Raw genomic sequence first — 18,291 nt, 5'->3', positions numbered from 1 at the left:
CAATAAACCGGACATCTTTGCGCAAGGCATGGGGCTCAGGATCACGGCGAATTCCTTCCGAGACCTGCGTTCATGTTGCCTTCAAAATGTGCTCCGTGGCTGACCCGCACCACTTCGATTGCCCTGCTGACCGCCGGGCTGGCAGGTTGCAGCAGCCAGTCGCCGTCCACCGCCGACGTCAGTTGCGCCGACATTGCCTATTCCGTGTACGACCCGGCAGAGCCGGTCAACCGTGGCGTCTTCGCGTTCAACCGGGTGGTGGATGACTACGCCCTGGCGCCGGTCGCCCGTGGCTATCGGTACACGCCGGATTTTTTCCAGACCGGTGTGCATAACTTCGTCGCCAACTTCGGCGAGCCCAAGGTGTTCATCAATGACCTGTTGCAAGGCAACCCGCGGCGCTCGGTCAACACCCTGGGGCGTTTCGTGCTCAACACCACGGTGGGCGTGCTGGGCTTGATCGACGTCTCCGGCAAGCTGGGCATCGCCCGCCACGACGCCGACTTCGGCCAGACCTTCGGCGTATGGGGCATCGGCAATGGCCCGATTGTCGAATTGCCGCTGTTCGGCACCTCCAACAGCCGGGATGCCGCCGGCCGGGTGCTGAACTTTGTGGTGAGTCCGTTCGGCAACAACAGCGACACCGTGGACACCCTGTCCACCGTCGACACGGTCGGCGGCATCGTCGATGGTCGCGCCGAGGCCCTGCCACTGACCGACAGCCTGAAGAAACTGCCGGACTACTACAGCGCCTTGCGCAACGTGGTCGCCGAGCACCGAGCGGCGTACGTGCTGGAAGGCAGGCAAGGCTCGCCCGACCAGACCCCACCTCACTGCACAGGAGCACCGAACGATGGGTTCTGAAACCGGCAACAGCCTGATTCTGCAGCAGCGGGTGACCTGGCGTGATCCAGCCACGTTGCAATGCCGCGAAATCACCCTGCGCTTGTCGCCGGATTGCCGGCAACTGGTGCTCAGCCGCTATACCGAGCATTACGGCCCGGCGCTGGTGCGCTGGATCGAGCGCAGCCATACGGTGTCGGTGAGCGACCTGTTCCGTTGGCTGGTGGCCCATGGCGAGGTCGAGGTGGCGAAAACACCCGGTTCGTGACAGCGACCGATGTCTTCAAGCCCGTTACGTTTCATTGACATCGGCTGCGTTATCATCCTGCGTTTCTGTGTACGAAGAACCCGGATGTCGATGCCTTTGCCAACCCTCGCCGCTGATCAACCCCTGCCTCCCGTCCTGGCCGGCCCGCTGTTGCGGCGGCTAGAGCCTTCACGGCTGGTGATGTGGCTGGTGGCAAGCCGGGCATTGGCGCTGACGCTGCGTCTGCAACACCGTGACGATGTTCGCCTGGATGCCGGACAGTGCACCGTCATACCGGTCGGCGCTCACGCGTTCGTCCACTTGATCGACGTGCCGCTGGACACGCCACTGCCGTGCGACACACTGATCGAGTACGACCTGCTGATCGACGAGGTGAGCGGCATGGCCGAATGGGCGCCGCACCTGCTGTACGCTGGAGCGGGCCGCCCGAATTTCGTCCTGCGCTCGCGGATCGACCAGTTGCTGCACGGCTCCTGCCGCAAACCGCACTACCCGGCGGTCGACGGCTTGCTCTGCGTCGATCAGTTGCTGGCGTCCGAGCACGCCGCGACGGAGCGCCCGGCGCTGTTGATGATGAGCGGCGACCAGGTGTATGCCGACGATGTCGCGGGGCCGATGCTGCGGGCGATCCATGCGTTGATCGAGCGCTTGGGGCTATTCGGCGAACACCTCGAAGGCGCGGTGGTGAGCGACAGCGCCAAGCTCTACGAGCACCCGGCCAGTTACTACCACCGTGCGGATTTGTTACCGGCCCTGCAAAGCAACGAAACCCTGCGCGAGCGATTTTTCGGTGGCGCGCGCAAGCCGATTTTCACCAGCAGCAGTGCCGACAACCACCTGGTGACGTTTGCCGAAGTCATGGCCATGTACCTGCTGGTGTGGTCGCCGACGCCCTGGACGCTGATCGCGCCCAAACCGCCGAAGCTGATTCCCGAACGCCGTGAACGTTATGCCCTGGAGCAGACGCGCATCGATGCCTTCAAGGCCGGCCTGGGTGGCGTCGCGCGGGCTTTTGCGCATCTGCCGTGCCTGATGATTTTCGACGATCACGACATTACCGATGACTGGAATCTCTCCGCGCAATGGGAGGAAACGGCCTACGGCCACCCGTTCTCCAAGCGCATCATCGGCAACGCGTTGATCGCCTACCTGCTGTGTCAGGGCTGGGGTAACAACCCGGATGCCTTCGGCGCCCTGCTGCAAAGGGCCGGCGGTGTCATCGCCACCGGGCAGGACGGCTACCTCGACAGCCCGGTGCAAGATGCGTTGATCGACGAGCTGCTGAAGTTCCAGCACTGGCATTACGTGTTGCCCACCACCCCGGCGATGGTGGTGCTCGACACCCGCACCCGGCGCTGGCGCAGCGAAATGAACCTCAAGCAACCCTCCGGCCTGCTGGACTGGGAAGCCCTCTGCGAGCTGCAACAGGAACTGCTCGATCACCCGTCGGCGATCATCGTTTCGCCGGCCCCGGTGTTCGGCGTGAAGCTGATCGAGACCGTGCAGCGGGTGTTCAGCTGGTTCGGTTACCCGCTGCTGGTGGACGCCGAAAACTGGATGGCCCATCGCGGCGCGGCGCAGGTGATCCTGAACATTTTCCGACACTCGCGCACACCGGGTAATTACGTGGTGCTGTCAGGCGACGTGCATTATTCCTTCGTCTACGAGGTCTTGATCCGCCACCGCAAGGCCGGTCCGAGGATCTGGCAGATCACCAGCAGCGGCATCAAGAACGAATTTCCACCGAGCCTGCTGGAATGGTTCGACCGCCTCAACCGCTGGCTTTACTCGCCGCGCTCGCCCCTGAACTGGCTGACCAAACGCCGGCTGATGCGCATCGTGCCGCATGTACCGGAGCACGCGGAAATGGGCGAGCGGTTGTGGAATTCGGCGGGCATCGGCCAGGTGTTCTTCAACGAACAGGGCCAGCCTCAGGATATCTTCCAGCTCAACGCCGACGGCTCACCGAAAACCCGAATGGTCGCGCCCCAGCCGCAGGACTGAGCCCCCGCACCCAATCCTCTGCCTACAACCCTGTGCGAGCGAGCCCGCTCGCGAAAAACAACCAGGCGCTGCGGGTATTCAGGCAGCCCGTGTAGTCCTTATCGACCATCGCGAGCAAGCCCGTACCTGCGGGCGACCTCACTCTGAGACCAGGACTACATCAGTCACAGAAACGTCTCGAAGCGGCTTCAGCGATACTTCAGTACAAACGCAGATACGTCGTCTGCGTAGCAACCACTGGTAGGTATCGCCTTGTCAACCTGTACACATTTCTGTACGGTCATCGCATTGAGCGAGGACCACAACATGCAAACCATCAACTACACCACCGCACGCGCGCACCTTGCCGAAACCATGGACAGGGTCAACGAGGATCGTGCTCCCTTGTTGGTCACACGCCAGAAAGGCGAGCCGGTGGTGATGATGTCCCTGGCGGAGTACAACGCTCTCGAAGAGACTGCTTACCTGCTGCGATCTCCAGCCAATGCTGAACGCCTGATCAAATCGATTGGTAGCCTTCGCGCAGGGAAAACCAAAACCCGGCAACTTATCGAAGAATGAATATCGAATTCACTCCCGAAGGTTGGGAAGACTATTTGTGGTTCCAACAAAACGACAGGGCCGGGCTCAAGCGAATCAACCTGCTGATCAAATCCATTCAGCGCGAACCCTTCGATGGCCTGGGAAAACCAGAGCCGCTCAAACACAATTTCAGCGGCTTCTGGTCGCGCCGGATTACGGCCGAGCACAGGTTGGTCTACGCCATTGAGGAAGGTGAAATCTGCATTGTCATGTGCAGATATCATTATTGAACCTCAAGCCTCCCGCACCACCCGCCCCACCCCTCTGACAATCATCTCCACTTCACGCTCGTCGAGGGTCAATGGCGGCAGCAGGCGGATGGTCTTGCCGCGCGTCACGTTGATCAGCAAGCCGTGGTCGCGGGCGGCGATCAGGGCCAGGTCGCGGATCGGTTGCTTGAGTTCGATGCCGATCATCAGGCCCTGGCCGCGAATGGCCAGGACGTTGGGGTCGTCGGCCAGTTCGATGCGCAATTTCTCCAACAGGCGTTCGCCCTGCACCCTCGCGTTCTCCCGCAGCCCTTGTTCCTTGATGATGTCCAGCACGGTGCAACCGACGCGGCAGGCCAGTGGGTTGCCGCCGAACGTGCTGCCGTGGCTGCCGGGGGTGAACAGCTCGGCAGCCCGGCCCCGGGCCAGGCAGGCGCCGATGGGGATGCCATTGCCGAGGCCTTTGGCCAGGGTCATCACGTCCGGCACGATGCCTTCATGCTGAAAGGCGAACCACTGACCGGTGCGACCGATACCGGTCTGGATTTCGTCGAGCATCAGCAGCCAGCCATGCCGGCTGCACAGCTCGCGCAGGGCCTTGAGGTAGCCGGGCGGTGCCGGTTGCACGCCACTTTCGCCCTGGATCGGCTCCATCAGGATCGCCGCGATGCGCGGGCCATGGGCCTTGCGTACACGGTCCAGAGCCTTGAGATCGCCAAAGGGTACTTTGACAAAATCCCCCGGCAGCTGGTTGTAGCCCAGGCGTACCGCCGGGCCATCGCTGGCGGACAGGGTGCCGAGGGTGCGGCCGTGAAACGCATTTTCCATGACCACCACCAGCGGCTGCTCGATGCCCTTGTGCCAACCATGCAGACGCGCCAGTTTCAGCGCAGTCTCGTTGGCTTCGGCACCGGAATTGTTGAAGAAGACCCGCTCCATGTCTGCCAGACGGGTCAGTTTCTGCGCCAGTTGCTGTTGCCAGTCGATGCTGTAGAGGTTGGAAGTGTGCAGCAGCAGGCCGGCCTGTTCGCTGATGGCGGAGACGATCCTGGGGTGAGAATGGCCCACATTGGTCACCGCCACGCCCGCCACCGCGTCCAGGTACTCTCGCCCCGCCTGATCCCACAGACGCGTGCCCAGCCCTTTGCTGAAACTCAAGGCCAGTGGTTGGTAAGTGCTCATCAGGCAGGCGGCGGTCATGACATCAGGCTCCATCAGGTGGGTGTTTTTCCAGTATGGTTAGCCACCTGAACTGGATAAACTCTGCAAAACTTCAATCATTTTAAAGTCAGGCTTGATAATGGATCTGTTCCAGGCAATGACCGTTTACGTCAAGGTGGTGGAAACCGGCAGCTTGACCGCCGCCGCGCTGCACTGCGAAATCTCCACCACCATGGTCGGCAATCACTTGCGGGCGCTGGAGCAACGCCTGGGCGTACGCCTGCTCAACCGTACGACACGGCGCCAGCGACTGACCGAATTCGGCAGCGCGTATTACCAGCGCTGCCTGGAAGTATTGGGCATGGTGGCCGAGTCCGAGCGTCTGGCCGAGCAGGCGCTCGATGAGCCCAGCGGCACCTTGCGGATCACCGCACCGCTGACCTTCGGCACGGAAAAACTGGCGCCGGCGCTGAGTGAGTTCGCCCTGCTGTGCCCACGGGTCAAACTCGACGTGGTGCTGACCAACCGCCGCCCGGACCTGCTGGAAAACGGCTTCGACGTGGCATTCCGCCTCGGCCACATGGAGCAGACCAACCTGATCGCACGCCCCCTCATCGACTACCCGCTGACGATGTGCGCCTCACCGGGCTATCTGGCGCGGCGCGGCACCCCGCGAACGCCGGATGACCTGCAGCATCACGATTGCCTGTCATTCGCTTACCCGGCAGGCGACGATTGGCATTCGGTGGAAAAACAATGGCGCCTGAGCGGGCCCGATGGCGAAATTGCGGTGGCGGTCAACGGTCCGATGCTGATCAACAGTTCCGCCGGCTTGCACCAGGCGGCGCGCACCGGAATGGGCATCGTGGTGTTGCCCGACGCGCTGGTGGAACCGGACCTCAAGGACGGCAAGCTGATTGCGCTGATGCCGGACTTCCTGCCGCCGAGCCGGCCCATGAGCTTGATGTATGCGCAGGATCGCTACCGTTTGCCGAAGTTACGCAGTTTCGTCGACTTTGCCATGCGGAAGTGGGGCAAGCACTAGCCGGTTGAACGCGCCTTCGACTAATCTGCTCGACACGCGAATCAGCTTCGTTGGGGAGAACGATGATGAATGAGGCGTCGGACATTGAATCGCTCAAGTTCAACCTGTCGGATCTGAACGAAGAGACACTGCACACCATCATGGGATTGGTGAGCGATGGCATCTGGGACTGGAACGCCAACACCGGGTTCGTCTACCGCAATCCCGGCTGGTACGAAATGCTCGGCTACGCACCTCACTCCTTGGAAAACACAGTGTTGACTTGGGAAAGCGTGATGCATCCCGAGGATTACTCGCGGGTCATGGCGCTGTTCGACGCTTACCTGGATCAACGCTCGGCCAGTTATCACGCCGAGTATCGCTGCCGCACGCAGGACGGCCGCTACATCTGGATCGAAGACCGTGGCTACGTGATTGCCCGCAATGCCGATGGCTCCGTCGCGCGCATGGTCGGCGCACACCGTAGCGTCGACGACAAGAAACGCCTGGTCGAAGCCCTTGAACGAAGAAACGAGTCCCTCGAAGCCCTCGTCGAGGCACGCACTCAGGAATTGTCACGCGTGAACCTGCAGTTGCAGGCCCAGCTCGAGGAAAACCGCAAGCTGGCACAAACCGACCAACTGACCGCCACGGCCAACCGCCATCGTTTGAGCACGGCCCTGCCCCAGGAATGTGATCGCGCGCAACGTTTTCGCCAGCCGCTGTCGCTGATCGCCATGGACATCGACGACTTCAAGAACATCAACGACCACTATGGCCACGCGCTCGGCGACGCCGCGCTGGTGAGGGTGGTGGAGCGGGTCAAACAGTGCGTGCGCGAGGGCGACCTGCTGGTGCGCTGGGGCGGTGACGAATTCATCATCATCCTGCCCGACACGCCCCTGGCCGACGCCAGGGCCCTCGCCGAAACCATTCGCCAGCATCTCGCCGATCTGCCCCCCGTGGGCGATTATCAACTGACCCTCAGCTTCGGCGTGGTCCAGCGCTTCGACGAAGAACAGCAGACCGGTTTGCTGGCCAGGGCCGACCAAGCGTTGTACCGCTCGAAGGTGGCGGGCAAGGATGTGATTTCCGGCTGAACCCTGCCCTAGCGCCCTGACTTCACCAGCACCGGTTGTTCCTGATAGCGCTGCGGATACAGCTGCTTCAACTGCGCCACTTTCGGTAGATCGTTGACCACGATGTACGGATAGGTCGGGTGCTCGGTCAGAAAATCCTGATGTTCCGCTTCCGCCGGGTAGAACCCGTTGTAGCTTTCCAGCCGGGTCACGATCGGCTGCTCGAAGGATTTGGCCGCGCTCAGTTGCGCGATGTAGGCCTGGGCGACGCGTTGCTGCTCGCTGTTCTGCACGAAGATCGCCGAGCGATACTGGGTGCCATGATCCGGGCCCTGGCGGTTGAGTTCAGTGGGGTTGTGCGCCACGGAAAAGTAGATCTGCAGCAGGGTGCCATAGCTGACCTGGGTGGGATCGAAGGTGACTTCGACCGACTCCGCATGGCCGGTATCGCCCTCGCTGACCCGCTCGTATTGCGCGGTGCTCGCGGCGCCGCCGGCATAACCGGAGACCGCGTTCTTCACGCCTTTGACATGCTGGAAGACCCCTTGCACACCCCAGAAGCAGCCACCGGCGAACACCGCCGTTTCGCTGTGGGCCTGGGTGTTTTCATCCAGGGCGGGAGGCGGCAGGAGTACAGCGTCTTCGGCACCGCCCAAAGAGAACGCCGAGCATTGGCCGACGATGCCGGCGGCCGCCAGGCCCAACAGGGTACGACGCCAGGTAAACAAGGATTTCATGAGACTGACTCCGAATGAACAACGTTTTAAACCGCCTGCGGCTTGAAGGTCATGGCCAGGCCGTTCATGCAGTAACGCAGGCCGGTGGGTTTGGGCCCGTCATCGAAGACATGCCCCAGGTGGCCGCCGCAGCGCCGGCAGTGAACGGCCTCGCGCAGCATGCCGAAGGTGCGGTCCTGACGAGTGGCGACCGCCTTGTCCAGTGGCGCCCAGAAACTCGGCCAACCGGTGCGGCTGTCGAACTTGGTCTGCGATGAAAACAGCGGCAGCTCGCAACCGGCGCAGGCAAAGGTGCCCTCACGGTGCTCGTCGTTCAGCGGGCTGCTGTAGGCGCGCTCGGTGCCTTCCTCACGCAGGATTTCGTATTGCTCGGCACTGAGCAGGGACCGCCATTCGCTGTCGCTGTGCGTCACCTCGAAAACCTCCTCGGCACTGGCTGCGCTCACCAGCGCAGACGTCGCGGCAAATTTTGGCAATACACCCACCACCAGGGCTGCAGCCCCCAGCCCACCGCCCGCGAGCAGAAATTGTCGCCGTGAAAACATGGCCGCCTCCAACAATCCAAAGTGCCTTTGATGGAACACAGCCTAGGCTTGGGTTGATCGCCAAATCCTCACGAGAAGTTAAATAATTCGTGATAACTCCGGCTTGGAAAAACCCGCACAATGCGCTCATTGCGTCGAAGGATTGAACTGGATGGAACAGACCAAACGCGTCCTCGTGGTCGAGGACGACCTGCACATCGCCGACCTTATCTGCCTGCACCTGCGCGATGAGCAGTTCGAGGTGGTGCACTGCGCCGACGGCAACGAGGGCATGCGCCTGCTGCAGCAAGGAAGCTGGGATGCACTGATTCTCGACCTGATGCTGCCCGGCGTCGACGGCCTGGAAATCTGCCGGCGCGCCCGCGCCATGGCCCGCTATACCCCCATCATCATCACCAGCGCGCGCTCCAGCGAAGTGCACCGGATTCTCGGGCTCGAACTCGGCGCCGACGATTACCTGGCCAAGCCGTTTTCCATGCTCGAGCTGGTGGCCCGGGTCAAGGCCCTGCTGCGCCGGGTCGACGCCATGGCGCGCAACCTGAAGATGGACGCCGGCAGCCTGATGATCGAAGGGCTCGCCATTGACCCGATCACCCGAGAAGTGTCACTGGAGGGCCGACGGCTGGACCTCACGCCCCGGGAATTCGACCTGCTGTTCTTCTTTGCCCGCCAGCCCGGCAAGGTGTTTTCGCGCATGGACCTGCTCAATGCGGTGTGGGGTTACAGCCATGAGGGTTACGAACACACGGTCAATACCCATATCAATCGCCTGCGCGCCAAGATCGAGGCCGACCCCGCAGAGCCGGTGCGCATCCTCACGGTGTGGGGCCGTGGCTACAAGTTCGCGGCGCGGGAGGAACAGCCATGAGGCTGACCCTGACGCAGCGGCTGTCGCTGGTGTTCGCCGTGCTGCTGCTGGTGTGCTGTGGCACATCGGCCTGGATGCAGGTGCGCGCCAACCAGATGCACGAGCAGGAAGTGGTGCAAGGGTTGTCCCGCGACCTTGCCCAGCACATTGCCCGTGACACCGTGCTGATGGACACCCAGGGCCTGATGCCTAATGCCGTGCGCGACCTGTTCAGCAAGCTGATGCAGGTCAACCCCAGCGTCGAGGTCTATCTGCTCGACACCGAGGGCAGGATTGTCGGCAGCGCGGCGCCCGAGGGGCGGATCCACCGCGACCGGGTCGACCTGGCACCGATCCAGCGCCTGCTCAAGGGCGACGCCCTGCCGATTCTCGGCGACGACCCGCGCAGCACCGATGCGCGCAAGGTGTTCAGCGCGGCACCGCTCAAGGTCGACGGCCAACCCGCCGGTTACCTGTACGTGGTGCTGCTCGGCGAGGACCACGATCGCCTCGCCGAACGTGGCGCCACCAGTGCGGCCCTCAATACCGCCTTGCTGTCCATCGGCCTTGTCGCCCTGCTCTGCCTGATTGCCGGTCTTGCCGCCTTTGCGCTGATCACCCGGCCCTTGCGACGCTTGACCGACACCGTCAGCCAGTTCGACATCGATGGCGTTCCGAGCGCGCCTGCGCCGGCCACCCCGACGGACAAGGGTGCCAGTCACGACGAAATTGCCATCCTCGATGCGACCTTCCGGCAGATGCAGGCGCGGCTCAGCGAGCAATGGCGTTCGCTGACCCGCCAGGATCAGGAACGCCGTGAACTGGTGGCGAACATTTCCCACGACCTGCGCACGCCCCTGGCCTCGTTGCATGGCTACCTGGAAACCCTGTCGCTCAAGGACGCGACCCTGTCCCCCGCCGACCGGCGCCGATACCTGGGCATCGCCCTGGATCAGAGCCGCAAGGTGGGCGGTCTGGCGCAGTCGCTGCTGGAACTGGTGAGGCTGGAGCATGGTTTTGTGCAGCCGGTGCTCGAACGTTTCTCCCTGACCGACCTGGTGCAGGACATTTTCCAGAAGTTCGAACTCACCGCCGAAGCGCGCCAGGTCGAACTCAAGGCCAGCTTCGCCCCTAACGTGGCGGCAGCCTGCGCCGACCTGGGGTTGATCGAACGGGTGCTGACCAACCTGTTCGACAATGCCTTGCGCCACACGCCCCAAGGTGGAGATATCGAGCTCAGCCTGCGGCCCCAGGGTGCGTTCATCGAAGTGACCGTCAGCGACACCGGCCCGGGAATCGCTGCGGAACTGCGTGAAGGCCTGTTCCTGCGCCCGTTCAACATCGGCGGCGCCCGTCGCGACGGCGGCTTGGGGCTGCGCATCGTGCATCGGATCCTGCAATTGCATGGCCGCGATATCCAGCTGGTCGACGTGCCGGGGCGCGGCGCGACCTTTCGTTTCACCTTGCCGGTGGATCAACAGATCGCCGAACAGTGGGCCGTGCGCTCGATGAACCTGAATTCCCTGTAGGAGCGGGCTTGCTCCCACAGGTCCGTCGGTCTTTTCGTGACAACCCCGCCCCGGTCCAATAGATTAGTCGGCCGGAAAAAGCCCCTGCGCTTTCTCGCTTCTCTTCAAGCTGAAAAAAGTAGTGAAATTTCAATGTCCGATTCCAATACCGCTGAATCCATCGTCACCCTGTCGTCCAAAGCGGAATACGAAAACTCCATCAATCTTTCACAGCATGTGCCCCAGGCCAAAACCATCAGCGAGATGGTCCTGGACGCTTTCCAGTCCACCCGGGAAAGCGACCAGATCCGCGAGCTGCGTGCCGCGATTCGCCAGGCGCATGACCGCTTCGACGACGACACCGCCTACGAACTGATGGGCCAGCTCAAGCAACTCAAGGACGCTGAAGCCGCCGACATCGCGGCCCTCGAGGACCTGAGCAGCAAATTCCCGATCAGCCGCATTCTGTCCAGCTTCAAGGACGATCCGGCGTTCCAGGAAATCGTCTACGGCCTGGCGCTGAAAGTGCTGAACCAGACGCATCAGGCCATCAGCAACCCGAGCGGTGGCAAGAGCAAGGCGGCCCGCGCCAAGAAAGAAGCCGAAGTGTTCACCATCAGCAAGGACGGCATCAGCGTCACCCTGCCACTGCGCACCCCGCGTTCGCGCCTGAGCGTTGACCGTGAAGCGCTGGAATTCCTCGGTTTTGCCTTCGTCGGCGAAGGCGATGAGGCGGAGCTGGAAAGCGAGACGTTCCTCGACAATGCCGGCACCGAACAAGCGGTCAACCGCAAGAACATCATCACCGCGCTTCAACAGCAAACCGCCTTCGATGGCTACAGCATCGCCGCGCAGTAACCCCCCGCACCCCGGTCGCCGCAGACCTTCAAGCCCCGCCATCGAGCGGGGCTTTTTATTGCCCGCGATTCCTGCAAAAGCCCGATTACGCTCAGAGTACCGACACACCATTAAACACTTCCCTTCACCCTTGAGCACCACGGGTCCGCCTGCGGGGAACGTCAACTCTCTTTCCAGCCCCAAGACTTCAGTGGTGCGTTTGCTGAGGTCATCATGCACACGCTTCCCCTGTACCGTCAGTTAGCCAACCATTACCTCGACGCGATCCGCAGCGGCACCTTGAAAACCGGCGAACGCTTTCCCTCGATCAGGCTGATGATGGAAAAGCATGCCGTCAGCCTCTCGACCGCCGTGCAGGTGTGCCGCGAGCTGGAAGACTGCGGCGTCCTGGAGGCCCGGCCGCGATCCGGCAACTACATTCGCCAGCCGGATGCCGCGGCCAAAGCGGCCGCGCCCCCGGCGCCTCCACTCCTCGACACCAGCGTCTACATCGGCCTTCACCCGCCAGTGTCGTCGGTGCTCAAGGCCGGCCAAGGTGCGGCGATCAAGGTCAACCTGGCCAGTGCCTACTGCGCACCGTCGCTCTATCCGTTGAAAACCCTGCAGGATCACATGAGCAAAGCCCTGCGACGGGACACGCATTTGCTCGACACGGAAGGCTCGACTTGCGGCAACCTTGCGTTGCGCAACGTACTCGCTCGACGGGCATTGAGCGCCAAAGCCCAGCTGCCCGCCGAGAAGATCGTGATCACCCACGGCGCAACCGAAGCGCTCACCCTGGCGTTGCGCGCCGTCACCCAACCCGGTGACACCGTGGCCGTGGAATCGCCGACCTTCTACGGCCTGCTGCAGATTCTCGAGAGCTTGCACCTGCACGTTCGGGAAGTGCCGGCAACGGCTCAGTCGGGCATCAACCTGCTGGCGCTCGAACAACTGCTGCAAGGCCCCGAGCGCATTCACGCGCTGATCGTCATGTCCAACCTGCAAAACCCGCTGGGCAGCATCATGCCGGACGCCAACAAGGCGCGCCTGGTGCACGTGTGTGCCGCTTACGGAACGGTGCTGATCGAGGACGATACCTATGGCGACCTGGTGGACACCGAGCAGCCGCTGTCCACCCTCAAGCACTGGGACCGCAGCGACAACGTGATCCATTGCGCCTCGCTGAACAAGACCCTGGCCCCGGGCATGCGCCTGGGCTGGATCAGCGCGGGGAGATGGCATGAGCGCGTGGAGATGCTCAAACACAGCCAATCCCGGGGTTGCGAGGTGTTATCGCAACTGGCGGTCAGTGCGTTCATGAAAACGCCGTCCTACGAACGTTACCTGCGCCGTTTGCGCAAAACCCTGACACAGCAACGCCAGCACATGAGCGCGGCCATCACCCGCTATTTCCCGCCGGGAACCAGCGTCAACGAGCCGCGAGGTGGGACACTGCTGTGGGTGGAACTGCCAGCACACTGCTCGGCGATGCGGTTGTTTCATGAGGGGTTGAAAGCGGGGATCCAGATTTCACCTGGGGATATCTTTTCCAACAGCCAGCGCTTCAGCCATTTCGTGCGGATTGGCTGCGGAACGCCGTATTCGCCAAAGATCGATGAGGCGCTGGCGACCCTGGGCCAGCTCCTGAAAAACCAAGGCTGACCACCATCCCCTGTAGGAGCGAGCTTGCTCGCGATGGTCGCCAACGATAACGCGAGCTGTCTGGTTGCCCGCGGTGCCTGGACGTTCTTCGCGAGCATGCTCGCTCCTACAGGGGTTAATCCGCAGGATTCAGATGCAGGCAAATGATGTGCGGATCCTCATTCCAATGGGGAAAGCGCTCGGCGATCTGCGGGTCATGGCCGGGAATGACGTGGTCTTCGCCATCGGCCAGTTCATCGATCAGGCTGAACGCCTCCAGCGTCTGCGCCAGGTCATCGAGAATCGGAAACGGGCTGCGCTGGCGAATGTTGGCCCATAGGTGAGCAGCGTCCGACGCCAGGACAATCCAACCGCGCGCCGTGTTGACCCGCACCACCTGGCTGCCCGGCGTATGCCCGCCTACCGGGTGCAGCGTCACGCCCGGCATCACTTCGACCACACCCTCATGCAAGCGCAGCCGCCCCTCGAACAACGGTGGCAAGGCCGACATCACATCCTCGACCTCGTAGGTTTTGTTCACAGTGCGGTGCGCCATTTTCGGGCCGGTGCAAAAGCGCAGCTCGGCTTCCTGCAAGTGCACCGTGGCGTTGGGAAACAGCCCCAGGTTGCCGGCGTGGTCCCAGTGCAGATGAGTGAGGATCAGGTTCCTGACCGCTGCCGGATCGATGTCCAGTTGGCGCAGGGACTGTTCCGGCAGACAGTACATCTGACGGTTGCGCCGGTCGGCCGTGGCCGGTTGAAAGCAGGTGTCGACCACGATCACCTGCTGTTCGTTGCGAATGACCCAGAAATAGTAATCCAGCGGCATCGACGCGTTCGGATCACCGCAGCAAGCGTCGTAAAGAAAGTTCTCCCGCGCCGTGCGCTGGGCATTGGCGCCGACTCGGATGGCGAACACTTCGTACACAGGGATCGACATGTTCATCTCCTGATCAGGCCGCAGCCGTGGATTTGACGGTAGGCTGAAAGTCGAAATCGATGTCGTCCGTGATGCCCAGCTCTTCCGCCAGCCGCTGCAAGCCACTGTAGTCACGCATGATCGTGGCGTTTTTGTTGCTTTCGCGGGTGTCAGCAATGATCAACGCCGCCTCCTCGACGCCGAGCTGGGTCAGAATCGCTTCCCACATCGAGTAGTCCTGGGCCACAAAAGCGCTCAGCGCCACCGACAGGGTTTGTGTGAAAAACGCCCTTTGGTTCGGCTGCATGTTGGCGTACATGACCTTCGCCACCTCGGCCAGCACCTTGCTGTGGGCATATTCGTCGCGGTTGTGCAGCTCAGCCACCCGACGGTTTTGCGGTTGAATCGTCTGGTCGTCGGCCAACAGGTCCAGGTAAGCGTTGACGCTGATTTCGGCCACCACTGCAAAGGTGATCGCCGCCAGGTCGCGCTGCCATTGCTCGGGCAGGGTTTCACGCAAGGCTGCAAGACGCAGGTAGGTCACGGACGGCGGCAGGTCCAGGTCCTGATCGAGCGCACGGTCCTCGCGGGTCCGTTCGATGGCGCGCAGGTGCATGAGCGTGTGGTAGTGCTCGTCGATCAAGGTCTGTTGCATCGCCTCGCGAAAATGCCAGTCGTTCTTGCCCAGGTACTGATTGGCGATGACGCTGAGGGCCGGGTTGACCACGTGCTCTTCAGCGGTGACCGTGCGCAGGTTGTAGCCGATCCAGCCCCAGGTCACGACGTTGCTCTTGAGCTCGTCGCTCAGGGCCTGGAACTTCGGGTGATGAAAAAAAGGCACCATGCACGCCGGATAATCCGGGCGCGCCGGGTCGAACACTTCGTTGACCTGAGCCCTGTCCGGCGAGCACACCGTGGCGCGTTTGGTCCAGGCCTGATTGAGACGAACCACCAGTTGGTGATCGACCTTGGCGATCTCGATTGCTGTTTGCATGACGCGATACCTGTAGGACGCGTACCCACGTGGGGTACGCCAAAGGAAAAATAAGCGACGGATGAATCAGGCCAGCCAGTAACGGGTCAGGTGTCGTCCGGGGTCCGAGTAGCGGCTGCGGGCGTGGATCATGCGCCAGTTGTCCCAGATCAGCAGGCAGCCATCGGGAATCAGCACCGGGGTGTTGTGTTCGACGAAATAGGCTTCGCCCAACGTGGCGAAGCGGGCCAATGGCGAGGTGCTGTTGGTCACTTGCGATTGCTGCAGGTCCTCCTTGGACGGGTTCACATCGCCGTAGTGAAACTGGTTGTAGCTGAAGCGGAAAATATCCCCGCCCTCCGTCGGCGTGAGGATGTATTCCTTGACCCGCGTCTGCGCCGCTTCACCCGGTTTGGCAGTGGCGACGAAGTCCACGGGGGTTTCGTCGAGCCATTCACGCAACTGCGGCTCGGTGCGTTCCAGGAACGCCAGGAATTCAAGGCCGTCCACCAGCCCGGTGTGCCCGCCACCGCAGGTTGCCTGCTGATGGCAATGCAGCGCCAGATAACGCGGCGGCGGTCCATAGACCGGCGCTTCGGTGTGCGGGCCGATGCCGTTCATGCTCTGGGAATAAGGCAAATCTTCATACCCGGGCTTGCGGGTGATGGCGAAGGCGGTTTGCCCGTTGAATTGCGGAAGAATCCGGCCGAACGCCTGCAACGTGCCCACGACATCGTAGGCAAATTCGGCGGCGGTAAGCACCGTCCAGCCACGGGACGCCAGTTCTTCGTGGCGATGGCCCAGTGAAACATAAGGTGTAGACGCAACAATCCCTTGATCTGACATGGTGGTGTTCCTGGTGGTTTATCAGGCGTTAACGGTTGAGGTGTAGGCCGCAATGAAGTCGCGGCAGGCATCGCCCGGTCGATAGCGGTGCTCGTCGATGCTCTGTACGGGGGTGATTTCAGCGGCGGTCCCGGTCAGGAAACACTCGTCGAAATCGCCAAGTTCCGTCGGCAGAATCGTGCGCTGCACGACCGGGTAGTCCAGGCCCCTGGCCAGCTCGATGACGGTCTGGCGGGTGATGCCATCGAGAAAGCAATCGGGCCGTGGAGTGTGCAGCGTGCCCCCTTTGACGAAGAACACGTTGGCACTGGTGGCTTCGGCGACATGGCCCCGCCAGTCGAGCATCAGCGCGTCGTGGTAGCCCTGGTTCTCGGCATCGTGCTTGCTCAGCGTGGCGATCTGGTAATGCCCGGAAGCCTTGGCTTCGAAAGGGCTGGTGTCGGGTGGTGGACGCCGCCACCCGGCAGTCTTCAGGCGAATGCCGGCCATGCGCGCCGCCGGGTCGAAATAGCTCGGCCATTGCCAGCAGGCGATCGCCACATGCACACGGTTGAACCGCGCCGAGGTGGAGATCATCTCGCTGCCGCGCCACGCCACGGGGCGCAGGTAACCGTCGACCACGCGGTTGCGCTGCAGCAGCTCATGGCTGGCCGATTCCAGTTCGGCCAGCTCATACGGAATGGCGAAGTCCATCAGCTGCGCCGAGCGATACAACCGCTCGCTGTGTGCGCGCAACTTGAAGATCTTGCCGTTATAGACCCGCTCCCCTTCATACACGGTACTGGCGTAGTGCAGCCCATGGCTGAGTACGTGCAGCCGCGCCTGGGACCACTCGACGAATTCGCCATCGAGCCAGATAAAACCTTCTCGCTGATCAAACGGAATACCGCTCATGTCTTGTCTCCAGATGAATCGTCCTACGCCGTTTCGAGCAGGACCGGTATCAATTCAGGCGCAGTTGCGGGCGGTGGCTGAAAGAAGAACCTCGCCTCGCCAAAAGCCGGCTGCAACTGGTCGAACCAGGTCGCCTGTGGGTCGAAGCGCGCATAGAAGGTGCGCAACACCCATTGCGGATCACGGGCCTGGAGGAACTGCAGGACGAAGACTTTTTCGCCGGCCACCACTTCGATGCCGTTGATCAACACCTTCCCGTAGAAAGTGCTCATGGACGGCCCGCGCACGGTGCGGGCCAGCCCGGAGACCGTTCGATAGGCCGCCTGGAAAATCTCGAACGCCCGCGCCAGCGGCATGGCGAAGTAGTGACTGGGCCCGGTGTCGCGTTCGACAAACAGGTAATAAGGCACCGCCCCGAGCCGCACGCCTTCGGTCCACAGCTCGGCCCAGTCGGCAGGGTTCTCGTTGATGTGGCGGATCACCGGCGCCTGCATGCGCAACGTCGCCCCGGTCGAGCGAATGCGCTCGATGGCCTGGCGGGCGATGTCCTGGCGGATCTCCACCGGGTGGTTGTAGTGGCCCATGACCGACAGGTGTTTACCGGCCGCGACTATCCGCTGGAACAACTCGAGCAATGCCGGCGCATCCTTGTCGCTGACGAACCGTTGCGGCCAGTACGCCACCGACTTGGTGCCGATACGGATGCTCTTCAGATGCGGCAGCGCCAGCAGCGGCTCGATGTACCCAGCCAGCGACCGGGTATTCATGATCATCGGATCGCCCCCGGTGATCAGCACATCGGTGACCTCGGTGTGCACCCGCAGGTAACTCACCAGCTCCTGGGACTCACGCGCATTGAACTTGAGCTCTTCCTCGCCGATGAACTGCGCCCAGCGAAAACAGAAGGTGCAGTAGGCGTGACACGTCTGACCGGCACCGGGGAAAAACAGCACGGTCTCGCGGTACTTGTGCTGAAGGCCCGGCAGGACTTTTCCGTCAAGGGTCGCGGCGTTGTGCGTCAGTTGCCCGGCCGGATGAGGATTCATGCGCAGCCATATCGCCTCGATCCGACGCTTGATGGCGTCGGCATCATCGCCCGCGATCAACTGCTTGAGCGACGCGTATTCGTCCGGCAGCAGCATGTCCTTGTGCGGGAAGGTCAGGCGAAAGATCGGATCGTCGGGAATGTTGTCCCAGTCGATCAGGGTGCCCAGCACATATTCATTGGTGCGAAACGGCATGACCCGCGCCACGATGTCCATGGCCTCCTGCAAGGCGGGTGTCAGCTTCTGCCAGTACGGCGTGTCGCGAATGGTGCGTGAGTTGTAGGCTTTGTAGCGTTCCTGCTCCAACGATCCTTGCATGACAGCG

19 protein-coding genes are annotated in these 18,291 nt (G+C 62.2%); 11 read left to right on the top strand and 8 right to left on the bottom strand.

Annotated features, from left to right (window positions below; genetic code table 11):
• Positions 1-72: 72 nt before the first annotated feature.
• From QIW53_RS08425 to QIW53_RS08405, 5 genes are all read left to right on the top strand, one after another.
• Positions 73-864 carry an MlaA family lipoprotein gene (locus tag QIW53_RS08425; protein WP_371049185.1) on the top strand — a complete coding sequence of 264 codons (792 nt, stop codon included), beginning with the start codon at positions 73-75 and terminating at the stop codon, positions 862-864.
• Positions 854-1,111 (top strand): hypothetical protein, encoded by a 258-nt coding sequence (locus tag QIW53_RS08420; protein ID WP_192302674.1) that lies wholly within the window; start codon positions 854-856, stop codon positions 1,109-1,111. The genes QIW53_RS08425 and QIW53_RS08420 overlap by 11 nt, the downstream gene beginning before the upstream one ends.
• A gap of 84 nt (positions 1,112-1,195) precedes the next feature.
• On the top strand, positions 1,196-3,115 hold the full coding sequence (locus tag QIW53_RS08415) for an alkaline phosphatase D family protein (RefSeq protein WP_371049184.1): 1,920 nt from the start codon (positions 1,196-1,198) through the stop codon (positions 3,113-3,115).
• A 306-nt stretch (positions 3,116-3,421) separates the two neighbouring features.
• Positions 3,422-3,676: a type II toxin-antitoxin system prevent-host-death family antitoxin gene (locus QIW53_RS08410; protein WP_371049183.1), complete on the top strand. Its 255-nt coding sequence runs from the start codon at positions 3,422-3,424 to the stop codon at positions 3,674-3,676.
• A complete protein-coding gene (locus QIW53_RS08405) occupies positions 3,673-3,927 on the top strand; it encodes a Txe/YoeB family addiction module toxin (RefSeq protein WP_371049182.1) in 255 nt (84 codons plus the stop codon). Before QIW53_RS08410 ends, QIW53_RS08405 begins: the two co-directional genes overlap by 4 nt.
• A gap of 3 nt (positions 3,928-3,930) precedes the next feature.
• Here the strand turns inward: QIW53_RS08405 and QIW53_RS08400 are convergent, their stop codons facing one another.
• The gene (locus QIW53_RS08400) at positions 3,931-5,106 is read right to left on the bottom strand and encodes an aspartate aminotransferase family protein (protein ID WP_371049181.1); all 1,176 of its coding nucleotides are present in this window, start codon (positions 5,104-5,106) and stop codon (positions 3,931-3,933) included.
• Between the two features lie 100 nt (positions 5,107-5,206).
• On the opposite strand from QIW53_RS08400, the gene QIW53_RS08395 reads away from it, so the two are divergent.
• Together QIW53_RS08395 and QIW53_RS08390 are read left to right on the top strand one after the other, a co-directional pair.
• Positions 5,207-6,112 (top strand): LysR family transcriptional regulator, encoded by a 906-nt coding sequence (locus QIW53_RS08395; RefSeq protein ID WP_371049180.1) that lies wholly within the window; start codon positions 5,207-5,209, stop codon positions 6,110-6,112.
• Positions 6,113-6,177: 65 nt separating this feature from the next.
• On the top strand, positions 6,178-7,191 hold the full coding sequence (locus tag QIW53_RS08390) for a sensor domain-containing diguanylate cyclase (RefSeq protein ID WP_371049179.1): 1,014 nt from the start codon (positions 6,178-6,180) through the stop codon (positions 7,189-7,191).
• An 8-nt stretch (positions 7,192-7,199) separates the two neighbouring features.
• Here QIW53_RS08390 and msrA read toward each other — a convergent pair whose 3' ends face one another.
• Together msrA and msrB are read right to left on the bottom strand one after the other, a co-directional pair.
• On the bottom strand, positions 7,200-7,907 hold the full coding sequence (gene msrA, locus QIW53_RS08385; RefSeq protein WP_371049178.1) for a peptide-methionine (S)-S-oxide reductase MsrA: 708 nt from the start codon (positions 7,905-7,907) through the stop codon (positions 7,200-7,202).
• A gap of 26 nt (positions 7,908-7,933) precedes the next feature.
• Positions 7,934-8,452, bottom strand: coding sequence for a peptide-methionine (R)-S-oxide reductase MsrB (gene msrB / locus QIW53_RS08380; protein WP_371049177.1), 519 nt, complete (start codon positions 8,450-8,452; stop codon positions 7,934-7,936).
• A 151-nt stretch (positions 8,453-8,603) separates the two neighbouring features.
• Between msrB and QIW53_RS08375 the strand changes: the two genes are divergently transcribed.
• The 4 genes from QIW53_RS08375 to QIW53_RS08360 all read left to right on the top strand — a co-directional run bounded on the left by QIW53_RS08375 (position 8,604) and on the right by QIW53_RS08360 (position 13,309).
• Positions 8,604-9,320 (top strand): response regulator transcription factor, encoded by a 717-nt coding sequence (locus QIW53_RS08375; RefSeq protein ID WP_371049176.1) that lies wholly within the window; start codon positions 8,604-8,606, stop codon positions 9,318-9,320.
• Positions 9,317-10,828 carry a sensor histidine kinase gene (locus QIW53_RS08370; RefSeq protein WP_371049175.1) on the top strand — a complete coding sequence of 504 codons (1,512 nt, stop codon included), beginning with the start codon at positions 9,317-9,319 and terminating at the stop codon, positions 10,826-10,828. The genes QIW53_RS08375 and QIW53_RS08370 overlap by 4 nt, the downstream gene beginning before the upstream one ends.
• Before the next feature lie 132 nt (positions 10,829-10,960).
• Positions 10,961-11,665, top strand: a complete 705-nt coding sequence (locus QIW53_RS08365) for a hypothetical protein (protein ID WP_371049173.1) — start codon at positions 10,961-10,963, stop codon at positions 11,663-11,665.
• 213 nt (positions 11,666-11,878) lie between these two features.
• Positions 11,879-13,309 (top strand): aminotransferase-like domain-containing protein, encoded by a 1,431-nt coding sequence (locus tag QIW53_RS08360; RefSeq protein WP_371049172.1) that lies wholly within the window; start codon positions 11,879-11,881, stop codon positions 13,307-13,309.
• A gap of 115 nt (positions 13,310-13,424) precedes the next feature.
• Here the strand turns inward: QIW53_RS08360 and QIW53_RS08355 are convergent, their stop codons facing one another.
• From QIW53_RS08355 to QIW53_RS08335, 5 genes are all read right to left on the bottom strand, one after another.
• Positions 13,425-14,228 carry an N-acyl homoserine lactonase family protein gene (locus QIW53_RS08355; RefSeq protein ID WP_371049171.1) on the bottom strand — a complete coding sequence of 268 codons (804 nt, stop codon included), beginning with the start codon at positions 14,226-14,228 and terminating at the stop codon, positions 13,425-13,427.
• 13 nt (positions 14,229-14,241) lie between these two features.
• Complete coding sequence (locus QIW53_RS08350) at positions 14,242-15,201, bottom strand: diiron oxygenase (protein ID WP_371049170.1); 960 nt, start codon at positions 15,199-15,201, stop codon at positions 14,242-14,244.
• 66 nt (positions 15,202-15,267) lie between these two features.
• The gene (locus QIW53_RS08345) at positions 15,268-16,026 is read right to left on the bottom strand and encodes a TauD/TfdA family dioxygenase (RefSeq protein ID WP_371049169.1); all 759 of its coding nucleotides are present in this window, start codon (positions 16,024-16,026) and stop codon (positions 15,268-15,270) included.
• A 21-nt stretch (positions 16,027-16,047) separates the two neighbouring features.
• The gene (locus QIW53_RS08340) at positions 16,048-16,920 is read right to left on the bottom strand and encodes a branched-chain amino acid aminotransferase (protein ID WP_371049168.1); all 873 of its coding nucleotides are present in this window, start codon (positions 16,918-16,920) and stop codon (positions 16,048-16,050) included.
• Between the two features lie 23 nt (positions 16,921-16,943).
• Positions 16,944-18,284, bottom strand: a complete 1,341-nt coding sequence (locus QIW53_RS08335; RefSeq protein ID WP_371049167.1) for a KamA family radical SAM protein — start codon at positions 18,282-18,284, stop codon at positions 16,944-16,946.
• Positions 18,285-18,291: the final 7 nt, after the last annotated feature.

Source organism: Pseudomonas fluorescens (assembly GCF_041354075.1).
Classification (GTDB): Bacteria; Pseudomonadota; Gammaproteobacteria; order Pseudomonadales; family Pseudomonadaceae; genus Aquipseudomonas; species Aquipseudomonas fluorescens_CE.
Note: the sequence above shows the minus strand (reverse complement) of the source record. Positions and strands in the feature narration are given on the sequence as shown.